General features: G+C 64.9%; 10 protein-coding genes. 5 read left to right on the top strand and 5 right to left on the bottom strand.

Annotated features, from left to right (window positions below; all coding sequences use genetic code 11):
* Positions 1–12: 12 nt before the first annotated feature.
* Positions 13–1,020 (bottom strand): deoxyribose-phosphate aldolase, encoded by a 1,008-nt coding sequence (gene deoC, locus VN706_09000; protein ID HXT15755.1) that lies wholly within the window; start codon positions 1,018–1,020, stop codon positions 13–15.
* A 161-nt stretch (positions 1,021–1,181) separates the two neighbouring features.
* Between deoC and VN706_08995 the strand changes: the two genes are divergently transcribed.
* On the top strand, positions 1,182–2,384 hold the full coding sequence (locus VN706_08995; GenBank protein HXT15754.1) for a L,D-transpeptidase family protein: 1,203 nt from the start codon (positions 1,182–1,184) through the stop codon (positions 2,382–2,384).
* A 33-nt stretch (positions 2,385–2,417) separates the two neighbouring features.
* Here the strand turns inward: VN706_08995 and VN706_08990 are convergent, their stop codons facing one another.
* Both VN706_08990 and VN706_08985 read right to left on the bottom strand, forming a co-directional pair.
* Entirely contained in the window at positions 2,418–3,836 is a 1,419-nt protein-coding gene (locus VN706_08990; protein ID HXT15753.1) for a pitrilysin family protein, read from the bottom strand.
* Positions 3,833–5,251, bottom strand: a complete 1,419-nt coding sequence (locus tag VN706_08985; GenBank protein ID HXT15752.1) for a pitrilysin family protein — start codon at positions 5,249–5,251, stop codon at positions 3,833–3,835. Before VN706_08985 ends, VN706_08990 begins: the two co-directional genes overlap by 4 nt.
* A 135-nt stretch (positions 5,252–5,386) precedes the next feature.
* On the opposite strand from VN706_08985, the gene VN706_08980 reads away from it, so the two are divergent.
* The 3 genes from VN706_08980 to VN706_08970 all read left to right on the top strand — a co-directional run bounded on the left by VN706_08980 (position 5,387) and on the right by VN706_08970 (position 10,075).
* Positions 5,387–6,988, top strand: coding sequence for an ATP-binding protein (locus VN706_08980; protein ID HXT15751.1), 1,602 nt, complete (start codon positions 5,387–5,389; stop codon positions 6,986–6,988).
* 105 nt (positions 6,989–7,093) lie between these two features.
* Positions 7,094–7,837, top strand: coding sequence for a hypothetical protein (locus VN706_08975; GenBank protein HXT15750.1), 744 nt, complete (start codon positions 7,094–7,096; stop codon positions 7,835–7,837).
* Positions 7,838–8,026: 189 nt separating this feature from the next.
* Positions 8,027–10,075: a M13 family metallopeptidase gene (locus tag VN706_08970; protein HXT15749.1), complete on the top strand. Its 2,049-nt coding sequence runs from the start codon at positions 8,027–8,029 to the stop codon at positions 10,073–10,075.
* 62 nt (positions 10,076–10,137) lie between these two features.
* Here VN706_08970 and VN706_08965 read toward each other — a convergent pair whose 3' ends face one another.
* Together VN706_08965 and VN706_08960 are read right to left on the bottom strand one after the other, a co-directional pair.
* Positions 10,138–10,608 (bottom strand): hypothetical protein, encoded by a 471-nt coding sequence (locus VN706_08965; GenBank protein ID HXT15748.1) that lies wholly within the window; start codon positions 10,606–10,608, stop codon positions 10,138–10,140.
* An 8-nt stretch (positions 10,609–10,616) separates the two neighbouring features.
* Complete coding sequence (locus VN706_08960; GenBank protein ID HXT15747.1) at positions 10,617–11,207, bottom strand: hypothetical protein; 591 nt, start codon at positions 11,205–11,207, stop codon at positions 10,617–10,619.
* Between the two features lie 71 nt (positions 11,208–11,278).
* Here VN706_08960 and VN706_08955 point away from each other — a divergent pair, with 71 nt between their 5' ends.
* Entirely contained in the window at positions 11,279–12,166 is an 888-nt protein-coding gene (locus VN706_08955; GenBank protein HXT15746.1) for a hypothetical protein, read from the top strand.
* The last annotated feature ends 11 nt before the right edge of the window (positions 12,167–12,177 follow it).

Below are 12,177 nucleotides of genomic sequence, written 5' to 3'. Positions count from 1 at the left end.
CCGCCCGTCGCGTCAGGGCATTGGATGACGATGCGCCGCCGCATAGCGGCCGGTCACGAAGTGCTCGAGCTGGCGCTCGATGTCGGTCAGGAGCGAGCTGGCGCCATAGCGGAACAAGTCGGGCCGCATCCAACGATCGCCCAGCTCTTCCTTCATGAGATACAGAAACTCGAGCGCCTGCTTGGCGGTGCGAATACCGCCGGCGGGTTTGAATCCAACGGCGTAGCCCGTCTGGTCGAAGTAGTCCCGAATCATCCGGCACATCACGACGCCGAACGGAATCGTCGCGTTGACACCTTCCTTGCCGGTCGACGTCTTGATGAAGTCGGCGCCGGCTTGCATCGCGACCATGCTCGCGCGCGCGACGTTGCCGAGCGTCGCGAGCTCGCCCGTGGCGAGAATCGCTTTCATGTGCGCATCGCCGCAGGCTTCGCGGAAGCGCTTCACTTCGTCATACAGCGCCTCGTAGTTGCCGGTGAGCACGTGCGCGCGCGTGATGACGATGTCGATTTCCTTGGCGCCCGCGTCCACGCTTGCGCGGATCTCGTCGATGCGCTGTTCGATCGGACTCAGGCCCGCGGGAAATCCGGTCGATACCGCGGCGACGGGAATCCCGGACCCTTCGAGCGCTTCGACGGCCGTCGGCACCAGCTGATGGTACACGCACACCGCACCGACCTTGAGGTTCAGCTTGCGAACGCCGAGTGCGTCGGTGAGGTCGTCGCGGAGCGGGTGGCGAGCTTTGGCGCAGAGTCGTCGCACGTTGCCCGCGGTGTCGTCGCCGGAGAGCGTCGTGAGATCGATGAGCGTGACGGCGCGCAGCAGCCACGCGGCCTGCCACTCCTTTTTGACCGTGCGTCGCGTCCCGATCGTCGCCGCGCGTCGTTCGACGGCGCTGCGATTGACGCGAATCGCGCGGACGATGTCGAGGTCCAGCGCGGTACCCGGATTTCGCTCGACGTGGTCGGCGGGAAGCGGCCGCGGCGATGTGACGAGCGTGAGATTGGGTTTAGCGGTCATCGGAGCCACCAAAATGCCGCCGAAACGAGGCGGAGTATCGGGCTCGTGAGTGGAATTGCCCGTCACGCAAATGTACCGCATCGCACGGGAGGTGACGAGAGTGCGCGCGACCTCGGGTACGAATCATGTAAACCCAATCATGTATCGGCTTGGAGGATTGGATGCGGCGGTTGAGCAGCGTGGTTTTGGCGGTGTTGGTGTTGGGGGCGGCGTGCCGGGCGCGGCCGGTCTCGGTGGTCACTCCCGAGATGGACCGGGACGCGGCGGATCTGACACCGCTCTCATCGCGTGGCGACACCAGTTGGCGGACGTCGGCGGTGAGTGATCTGCAGACGCACTCGCATGGCGTTCAGGCAGTCGTAGCGCCGGCGCCTGTCGTAACGACGCGTACGACAGTGTCCGCGGTATCCACTGGAACCGCTGTGACCGCGATTTCGCCGGCGAGCATCAACGAAGACCCGTCGCCGGACGCGCTCGAAGCCGATGAAGGGCCGGCGGTGCTCCGCACGCAGATCATGTTGGACCGCGCGCATTTCTCGAGCGGAGTGCTCAACGGAAAAGCCGGACAGAACATGTCCAAGGCCGTGCTCTTCTATCAGCAGGAAAATGGTCTTCCCGCGACCGGCCGCCTCGACCAGGCGACGTACGCGAAGCTCGTGGACGAAGTCGGACGCATCGACGGCGCGGTGCAGTACACGCTGACCGAAGACGACATCATAGGCCCGTACCTATGGATTCCCGCAAGCGTGTACGATCAGGAAAAGCTGCCGTGCGAGTGCTACGCGTCGGCGCTCGAGATGCTCGATGAGCGTTTTCATACAGTCACCGACGTGCTTCGCAAGCTGAATCCCACGGTCAACTTCAATCATCTCGCGGCGGGCATGACGTTGTGGGTGCCAAACGTCGAGCCGTTCGATGCCGAGCATCTTCACCGCAGCGAGCCCGTCAAACCGATCGTGAAGATTCACGTCGCCAAGAGCGGCCGGTATCTGCACGCGCTCGCGGCGGACGGGTCGATCGTCTACCACTTTCCGACCACCGTTGGGTCGGAGTATGACCCGTCGCCGTCCGGACGATATCGCGTGGAAGGCGTGCAGTGGCATCCGGTCTTTCACTACGACCCGTCGCTCTACTCCGACGTGCCGGATTCGCGTCCGCGTGCGACGCTCGAGCCGGGACCCAACTCACCGGTGGGCATCGTCTGGATCGCGACGAGCAAGGAGCACGTCGGCATTCACGGCACCCCGCTGCCGCATACGATCGGGCTCGCGAGCTCGCACGGATGCGTGCGCCTCACGAACTGGGATGCGGCGCGACTCGCCGCCGCCATCAAGCCCGGCGTGGTCATCGAGTTCGTGGACTGAGCGCACGGCACGATCCGCGGGCGCGGCGGCCGACTACTTCTTCGATTCGATCGGCCGCCCGTTCGCATCCACGGCCACGACCGGCGCGATGTTCGCCGCGCGCAGCACGCGCTCGAGCGCCGCGCGCGGGCCCGAGATGCTGATGGTGAAATGATCGGTATCGAAGATCTTCGCGGCCGCGGCATTCGCCTCGGCCGGCGTTACGGCGGCGATGCCCGCCATGTATCGGTCGTAATAGTCGAGCGGCATCTCGCCGCGTACCATGTCCGCGACGCGATCCGCGATTTGATCGGGACCGTCCATGCGTTGCGTGAGAAACGCCACGATGTATTTGCGCGCGGCGTCCACGTCCTGCGCGCTGGCGGTGCCTGAACGCAACTCGCGAAGAAAGCCCAGCCACGCGACGAGCGCCGTGTCGGACTTCGCGACATTGAGCCGCGTCGAGCCAACGAACACCGACGGACGCGGCGGCACCGACCAGATGATGCCGGAGCTGCCGGAATACATGAGCGATCGCTGTTCGCGCAACACCAGCTGCATCCGCAAGTGCGCGACGATCGAGGCCACCTCGGCCGCATAGAAATCGGGCGTCGAGCGTCGCGGCGCGATGGCGTTGCCGACGAAGACGTACGCGTCGCTGAAGGCCGGTACGTCGCTGATGTAAATGGTCGTCGGGTGCGGCGCGACGGATGCCGCGGCACGTCGCGCGGGCAGCGTCGCGGGTGACGACCACGAACCAAAGATGCTCTTCACGAGCGAGAGCGCGGCGGCGTCAGTCAGGTCGCCGACGAGCACGATCGCTGTCGTTCGCGGGCCGATGTACTGCTGGTAGTGACGAAGGACGTCATCGCGCGTGAGGCGGCCGACGACAGTGTCGTTTGCGGCGAGCGATCGCACGAAGTCATCGTCCGGCGAATAGATCAACGAGTAAAACAGGCGACGCGCCGGCGTGCTGGGATTGAGCATGTTCCCGCGCGCCTGCGCCGCCTGGCCTGCGCGACGGCGTTCGACCGCGCCGGAATCGAGCAGCGAGTGCATGAGCATGTCGCCGACCAAACTCAGTGCGGCGCGCGCCTCGTCGCTTGTGACCGTAAAGCGCGTCGGTGTCACCGTCGTTCCGAGATCGGCCGAAGCTTCAGCGAGCTCTGTCGCACCTTTCGTCGTCGTGCCTTCGCGCAGCACACCGATCGTCAGCGAATCGAGACCTTCCTTGCCGACCGGGTCGAGCGATGCATCAGGCAGAATGATGCGCGCGGCCACGAGCGGGATGGTGTGGTCCTCGACGACATACAACTGCAGCCCGTTCGGCAGCTTGTGGTGATGCACCGCGGGGAAGTGAAACGCCGCCGCCGGCGGAATGTCGGGGCGCTTCGAGCGGTCGATGTCCTGCCCCTCGAGCGTGGCGGCGGCGCCGAACGCGGCTATCGAAACCACCAATATGAGTTTTCTCATGGCGTCGTCTTCCGCTGCACGGAGCTCGGCGGCGTCACGTTTTCATACGGCAGATTCGGCTTGCTCACGAGATCGAGCTTGCCCGCGGGTACCATGCTCATCACGACGCGGCCGGGCGTGAGATAGCGCTTTGCGGCCGCTTGCAAGTCCGAGGGGCGCAACGCGCGCGCCGCGTTCGTCTGCTTCGCGTAGGCCACCGGATCGCCCGCGAAGATCTCGCCATGCGCAAGTGTGTCGGCGCGGGCGTAGCGGCTTTGCAGGCTCTCTGTTGCCAGCATCCCGTCGTACGCGTTGAAGCGTTCGACGTCGCGCTGCGTGAAGGGCGCTGTGGAGAGTCCCGCGATGACGCTGTCCACGACGGTCTCGAGCGCGGTCAACGACACGCCGGGACGCGGGAACGCAAGAATCTGAAACACGCCGCCTTTCTCCATATCGATATTTTCGGCGATGACGTTCGTCGCGAGCTTGCGGTCGTCGACGACCAGCTTGCTCAAACGTCCGAAGCGCGGCGCCGTCAACAAATACGCGACGGCACGCAGCGCGGCGCGCGACGAATCCGTGAACGCGGCGCCGGGCCACGACATCGCCAGACGAGTCACGTTCACGCGGCTGTCCTCGAGCACGACCCGAGATTCCTTCGCGAGCGTGACGCGCGGTACCACGACGCGCGCCGGAACCGCCGTTCGCGGAATGCCACCGAAGTATTTCGTGATCCACGCCTTCGCCTGCGCCGGATTGAAGTCGCCGCTGATGCTGATCACGGCGTTGTTCGGCGCGTAGTATGGACGACACTGCTCCCGGAGATCCGACACCGTCGCGGCGTAGAGATCCGCCATCGGCGGAATCGGCGAGAAGTGATACGGATGTCCCGGCGGATAGATCGCGGCGATGTTCAGCTCGCGAAACACGCCATACGGAACGGCCTCGAAGTTCGCCTGCCGCTCGCGCGCGACGACGCCGAGCACCGAGGCCATCTGCGCCGAATCGACGAGACCAAATGGGCTCACCAGCCGGTCGCTTTCCGCCCACAACACCGTCTCGAGCACATTCGAGGGAAGGGTGACGTAAAAGTGGGTGATGTCTTCCGTCGTATTCGCGAAGTGCGTCGACGCGGCGCCGAGCGAGACGTAGAACAGCGCGAGGTTCTGCGTGAGATGCGGCGGCCGGAAGCTGTACAGGTGCTCGCACAAGTGCGCCATGCCCGTACGACCGGGTTTGTCGTCCTTGGAACCGATGTGATACCAGATGTCGACAACGGCCGAAGGCGCGGTGTGATCCTCGTTGAGCAACGCGACGAGTCCGTTCGGCAGAACGAAGCGCGTGTAGCTCAATGGCCGAAGCGGAGCGCGTTGCGCCACGGCCGGCAAAGCGGCAACGAACGGCCAGGCAATCACGGCCGCGAGACGAGCCATCATGCCGGGTAGTCGACGGGACATGCGGAGAGGCGGGAAAGGGGAGTTACTCATGATGAGTATCGGCGCCGGTTTCGAGAAGGTTAAGCTCGTGCCCGCCCCGCTCGCTTGGCGCGCTCCCTGCGATATCATGCAGCGATGCAGGGAACTTACGATCCGCTCATCGTCGCTCTCTCCGTACTGACGGCGATGCTCGCCGTGTACGTCGCGCTCGATCTGACAGGGCGCGTCGCGGCCGCGAACGGGCTGCCGCGCGCGGCGTGGGTGTTGGCCGGCGCGCTCGCGACCGGCGTCGGAATGTGGACGATGCATTTCACCGGCATGCTCGCGTTGCGCCTGCCGGTGCCTGCTCGCTACGCACTCGGCGGCATCGCGACGGCGTTGCTCATCGCGGTGGCTGCGTCGGTCATGTCGCTTCTCGTCGCGGCGTCGCAACGCGCGGCCAGTTTCTGGGTCGTCGGCGCGGGAATTCTTCTCGGCCTGGGTATGGGCGCCATGCACGTGGTCGCCATGGGTTCCATGCACATGGCGGCGTCACCAGTATTCGACAATCGGCTGATCGCGTTGTCGATGGTGATCGCGATCGCCGCGGGCATCGCGCTGGTCGCGCTGGCGTCGCGCCTGCGCGACGACGAGACGTGGCACGGCTGGCGGCAACGCATGGGCGCGGCGGCCATCATCGGCGCGATGATCGCCACGATGCACTACACCGCGATGTTCGGCACGAGCTTCGCTCCCTCGGCACTGCCGGTTGATGTGTCGTCGTCGCAGCTCGTCGCCACGCACGGGTTGGCCTTCACCGCGATGGCGAGTTGCGCGCTCATGCTGTTGCTCGCGCTCGGCGGAGCGGCGGTGGATCGTACACTGCGGCATCGTCTGGCGGCAACCTCCGAGCACGCACGACTGCGCTCGGAAGCCGAGGCGGCCCGTGACGCGGCGCAAGCGGCGAATCGCGCGAAGAGCGATTTCCTCGCGGCAATGAGCCATGAACTCCGCACACCGCTCAACGCCATCTCCGGGTACACGGAGCTGCTGCAGCTGGGCGTGCACGGGCCGCTCAACGCGAAACAACAGGAAGATCTCGCGCGCATTCAGCGGTCGCAAAAGCATTTGCTCAGTCTCATCAACGACGTGCTGAACTTCGCGAAGATCGAAGCGGGGAAAGTGCAGCTGCATCCACGCGCGATCGACGTGCGCTCGCTGCTGACGTCGGTCGAGACGATGATCGCACCGCAGATCACGGCGCGCGGACTCAGCTTTTTCTGCCGCGCGGATGCCGCCGCGCTCGAGCTGTACTGTGATCCCGACAAGACCGAACAGATCCTGCTGAACTTGTTGTCGAACGCCGTGAAGTTCACGCCGAGTGGCGGGGGCATCGAGCTGGCGAGCGCGGTGGACGGTGGGGTGGCGAGACTCACGGTGCGCGACACCGGCGTCGGCATTCCATCCGACAAGCTAGACGTCATCTTCGAACCGTTCGTGCAGGTCGAGCGCAATCTCACGCGAACGATCGAAGGCGCGGGCCTGGGACTCGCGATCAGCCGCGATCTGGCGCGCGCGATGGGCGGCGATCTCACTGCGTCGAGTCGTCCCGGCGCGGGCTCGACGTTCGTGCTGACACTACCGATGCATGCGCCGGCGTCTCAGCAGTCGGACACCGGCGTCTCAAATGGGCGACAGGCGAACGGTAAAGGAAACAGCGAGCGACGTAGTGCTGCCGGCGCCTATCAAGCTGGCTGAGAACGACATAGCACGCGTGAGCGGAGCGTTCTGAGCGGAGGTACGCGCTCTGCCGTGAAACCCGGCTACGTAATGAAGAGTGAAGCCTTTCCACCCGGGGTTCACATGTCGTCCGCTCGCCTTGCTTTCGTCGCCGCGCTCCTGGCCGCCGCGACCTCGCCCGTCATTGCGCAGGATTCCACCTCGTGCGTCTGCTCGCGGCGCAACCACGAACCGAATGAGTTCGAGCGCCGCAGTTCAGGAACGATCGCGATCATTCAAAGCCGGCCGCAGGGCCAATTCGGCGACAATGTCGGCCTCGGATACGGCGCCACTGGCGCGTACCTGTTTTCGCTCGACCGCCGTGGCATCGTTGCGCTGCGGGCCGACCTCGGGTTCTTGCAATACGGGCATGAATCGAAGCGCGTTCCGTTGAGTCCAACGATCGGCGGCCGCGTGCAGGTCGACGTCTCGACGAGCAACTATGTGGTGCCGACTGCGATCGGCCTGCAACTCACCGCGCCGACGGGGTGGGTGCGACCATACGCCAACGCAGGGTTCGGCGGTCAATTCTTTTTCACGCAGAGCCACGTCGACGGCACCGACGATCATTTCGACTTCGCGAATACGACGAACCAGTCGGACGCGACAACCGCGTGGGTCCTTGGCGGCGGCGTGCTCGTTCCGCTGTATCAGCGGACCACGAAGGTTCTGCTGGACTTCGGCGCGCAGTACTTCGATGGCGGCCGGGCGCAGTATCTCCACCCTGGCAGCATTCAGGATCTCCCGAACAGCCAGATCGCCATCACGCCGTTCGAGAGCAGAACGCCGATGCTGCTGGTCCGCGTCGGAGTGAAGATCGGCATCTAGTCGCGGGGAGTGGTGTAGAACCGCCTGTCATTTCGAGCCGAAGGCGAGGAATCTCTCATACCGGTCGAGCGGGGGCCCCTCTACCGATCAGCGAGATCTCTCGCTACGCTCGGAATGACAGCTGTGGCACCGCGGCCGCCGGAGCGGACGCAACCGTGCCGATTCTCCAATCCCCTTCCCTTCCTACAGATGCGACTAACTCTGCGGTTCGCACTCGCGAGCCTGCTCGCCGGCGCTGCCGGTGTGGCTTCGGCGCAGCGTCCGGCGAATCACGCCGTCGATCGCGCGAATCTCGATACGACGTGCGCGGCGTGCACGGACTTCTACACGTTCGCCAACGGTGGTTGGCTCAAGCGGAATACCATTCCCGCGAAGTACAGCGAGTGGGGCGCGTTCGAGGAGCTTCAGGACAAGAATGAAGCGATCGTGCGCGAGGTCGAGGAGCGCGCGGCGGCCGACGTGAAAGCCGGCCGCGTGCAGCCGGGCACGAATCGCTACAAGATCGGTGCGTTCTTCGGCGCGTGCATGGACACCGCGGCGATCGAGGCGCTTGGCACCAAGCCGATCGACGCGGCGATGGCGCGCATCGCCGCCATTCAATCGTCGGCGGACCTGCCCGCGGCGCTCGCGGAGCTCGAGCACACCAACGGCCTGGCGCCGTTCGGCGTCGGGGCCGGACAGGATTTAAAGAACTCTAATCGCGTGATCGCGAATGCCGGCCAGGGCGGCTTGAGCCTGCCCGAAAAAAACTACTATACGTCCTCCGACACGAGCATGCAGCGCATTCGCGACCGGTTCGTGGCGCACGTGGCGAAAATGTTCGAGCTTGCCGGCGAGTCGCCGAACGACGCGGCCGCGCACGCGCACACAGTGCTGGCGGTCGAGACCAAGTTCGCCGAGGCGTCGATGGATCGGGTGGCGATGCGGAACCCGAACGCGATCTACCACCTGATGACGGTCGCGCAATTCGACACGATCACGCCGTCCATCCATTGGGAATCGTTCATGGCGGCGCAGGGCGCGCCGGCCGGGATCGCGGAGATCAACGTCGCGCAGCCTGACTTCTTCCGCGCGATGAACGGCTTCCTGTCGTCCATCCCGATCGACGATTGGAAAACGCTGTTGCGCTGGCGTCTGCTCAACACATCCGCGTCGTACCTGCCCAAGCGCTTTGCCGACGAGAATTTCAACTTCAGCAAAGTGTTCACTGGCCAGAAAGAGCCGTTGCCGCGCTGGCAGACGTGCGAGCGCAATACCAACGCCGCGCTCGGTGAAGCCGTGGGCCAGGAATACGTCTCGCGGACGTTCAGCCCCGCGGCGAAGGCACGCGCGAAGACGATCGTCGACAACATGGTCTCGGTGCTGCACGATCGCATTCAGCAGCTCGACTGGATGAGCGACTCGACGAAGCGGCAGGCGACGGAGAAGCTCGATGCGTTCACGCGCAAGATCGGCTATCCCGACAAGTGGCGTGACTACTCGAAGCTCGAGGCGCGGCCGCGCGAGTACGCGGACAACATGAAGCGGCTGAGCGACTGGGCCGGCGCTCGCAACTGGGCCAAGGTCGGCAAGCCGATCGACCGCAGCGAGTGGAGCATGACGCCGTCGGCGGTGAACGCGTACTACAATCCACTGTGGAACGAGATCGTGTTTCCCGCGGGAATTCTGCAGCCGCCGTTCTATGATCCCGACGCCGACGACGCCGTGAACTACGGCGCGATGGGCGCGGTGATCGGCCACGAGATGTCACACGGCTTCGACGATCAAGGCCGCCGGTTCGACGCGCAAGGCAATCTGCGCGACTGGTGGACGAAGGAGGACGCCGACAAGTACAACGCCCAGGCGCAGCGCGTGATCGATCAGTTCAATGCGTACACCGTCGTTGACGCGACGACGCACGTGAACGGCAAGCTCACGCTCGGCGAGAACATCGGCGATCTGGGCGGATTGAAGATCGCGTATCTCGCCATGGAACGCGCGTTGGCGAAAAACGGCCGGCCGGGAAAGATCGACGGCTTCACACCGGAGCAGCGTTTCTTCCTTGGTTGGGCTCAGGCGTGGCGCACGCTGCAGCGCGATGAGTCGGCCAAGGCACAGGTGAACACCGATCCGCACGCGCCGGCCAAGTGGCGGGTGAACGGCCCGTTGTCGAACATGCCGGAGTTTGCGCGCGCGTTCGGATGCAAAGACGGCGATCCGATGGTGCGTCCGGCGAATCTGCGCGCGCAGATTTGGTAATTGTTCGTCGCGGTGTTCGACGCGCGGGCGGTTCACTACCGCGGCACGTCGAACACCGCGTTCTATTTCTTTCTCGGCAGCGCCGCGTTGACCGTGGTGTCGACCGCGGCCAGGACTTGCGTGAGAATCTTCGGATTGCGGTCGAGCGTCGCGACGACTCGATCGACGATGCGCGCCACGTTGTCGAGATCCGCGTAGAGATACACCTCGGCGTACACGCCGACGATGCCGAGTTGCACCTTCTTGATGCCGACGTCGACGCCGGCGCTGAGTTGCACGAGATTCATCGCGTTCGCATCGAGCGACACGTGCGCTTTGACGTCCGACACCGTCAAGCCGATCGAGTCGACCGACAGCTCCGGCACCTCGAGAATCACATCGCGATTGGGCGTGAGCCCCTGCGTGCTTGCTTGCACGCGACCTTGCGCCGGCGTGGTGCGTCGGGTGGCCGCGGAGTCGGGCCGCGTCTGCGCGAGCGCGGGAACGGCAGCGGCGCAGAGCACGACGAGCGCGGTGAGGTGTGACAGTCGCATGCGAGTGATCATCTCCGTGGTGGTCGGCCGGTGTCCGCCGGCGGTCGGGTGGGTGACGCCGTGCCGTGCAGCTCGAGCGACGCGCAATCGAGCTGCGATGATTTGGCGTTCGCCGTGTCGCGCGGGGCGCGGCCGGTCAGTGTGCGAGTGATGCAGTCCGCGTTGAGCCGCCCGAAGATCTGAACGGCGACGTATACATCGCGGTACGTGGTGCCCGCGACGACGGGCGACGGCAGGTTGCGCCGCTCGAGCACGTGAATCGAATCGAGCCCACCGCACAAACGCACTCGCAGGTCGGGCTGCGACGCGAACGTCACTTCGCGCGCGGTTGCGGCGGCGAAGATGACGACGTCGACCGGTCCGGCCTTGTTCGAGTCGCGCGCCGTTGACGACGGAGGGGAAGTCGTTGGATTCCGCGCGATAGACGGCGCGGTCCGTCCGGCAGACGAGTCGAACCGCGCGGTACACAAAGTTGAATCGCGCGCCGCTGGTTGCTGGGCGGCGAGACGCGAGGCATCACACGCGAGCGATGCGAGCGATGAGAGGATCGCGAGCGCGACGAAGAATGGCCGAGTTCGATGAACGATGCGGTGTTGCACGGACGGTTGTGCGGTCAACTTCCGTGCCCTGTCCGCGGTGCGCGCACGACTCCTGCAACGGGAGCCGCGTCATGCGTATCTCACGTGTCTCCACCCGATGCCTGAGAGCGTGCACCGTCGCGATTGCGACCGGCGCCCTCTCGTCGACCGCGCTCTACTCGCAAACGCCCGCGACGAATTCACAGAATACTCAACGGTTGCAAGGCACGCGAAACATGCACGTGGCGTGTGTCGGGCCGGACAGCGGGCGAACGTTCCAACGCGCCGTCGGACTCGACTCGGCGAGCGGGGCCGCCAACCGGATCACGGGCGGCACCGCGCGCTCGCACGAGTATCCCGAGTTCGACGTGGTGCTCGACATCCCGAATCTCTGCGTCGAGCGCATCTTTCTGAAGGTGGATAGCGTCACGGCGCACATCGCGCTGAATGCGCAGGTGTCGAACCTCCTGCACATATCGGCCGGCGCCGACGTGTTGATCGGCAACGTCGACCTCACGATTCAGGATGTACGCGCCCGCGCGCTCCTCCTCGTGGACCTCGACGACGTGGTGCACGTGGTGGATCAAACGTTGACGTTCGTGGACAATCACCCCGAGGTGGTCACCGCGCTCACTGGTACGCTCGCGAATGCGGGCGGCGCGGTTGGTGGCGTGGTCGGCAACGTCGTCGGTGCGGTACAAGGCTTGTTGCTCAGCACCACGAAGCTCGCCAATGGCAACGTCCTTCAGCATGTCGTCGATCAGGCGACGGGCTCACTCGTCGACAAGACGTTGTCGGCAGCCGGCAAAGTGATCGCGCAGAAGACCGTCGGCAGTATCCTCAACCTCCCGGTGCTCAAGGAAACGACCAATGCGGCGGGCCAGGTCGTTCGGCAGGTGAAGGATCAGGCGGGGAATCTCATCGAGTACACACTCGACAAGGCGACGAATAAGCTGTCGGCGGTTCGGGCGTTGAAGTAGGCGTATGGGCG

Source organism: Gemmatimonadaceae bacterium, from assembly GCA_035606695.1.
Classification (GTDB): Bacteria; Gemmatimonadota; Gemmatimonadetes; order Gemmatimonadales; family Gemmatimonadaceae; genus JAQBQB01.
Note: the sequence above shows the minus strand (reverse complement) of the source record. Positions and strands in the feature narration are given on the sequence as shown.